We start from the raw sequence: 301 nt of genomic DNA, 5'->3' as shown, positions 1-301 counted from the left end.
CGGCATATCGGAAATAAACTGTTTGTTGGTGTCCCTCAGGGTGGTGCAGTCGATAAAACTGCCGGTTAACCCGGTGGCCCCCAGCGCCTTACAGTTAATCAGCGCTTTCATCTGATCCACCGTGTCGCCGGGCTTGCCGAACTTCACGAGGGTGCCCGCAGGCAGGACGGCATACTCAGGTGAGGATGTTGCCATGGTGTTTGACTCCTATTGACTGTAATCGGACAGGGCGTCGCGGATTTCCTGCGCGAGCACCTTAACGACGGCGGTTTTGTTGTAATCCAGCGCCGGACGGATAAAC

The 301-nt window shown here is 56.1% G+C and carries 1 pseudogene; it reads right to left on the bottom strand.

The window, feature by feature from the left end:
• Positions 1–195 (bottom strand): annotated as a pseudogene (locus tag AAC854_RS23445) (phage tail protein); the annotation flags it as partial.
• Between the last annotated feature and the right edge of the window lie 106 nt (positions 196–301).

Origin of the sequence: Xenorhabdus entomophaga, from assembly GCF_037996725.1 — a bacterium.
GTDB classification, from domain to species: Bacteria; Pseudomonadota; Gammaproteobacteria; order Enterobacterales; family Enterobacteriaceae; genus Xenorhabdus; species Xenorhabdus khoisanae.
Note: the sequence above shows the minus strand (reverse complement) of the source record. Positions and strands in the feature narration are given on the sequence as shown.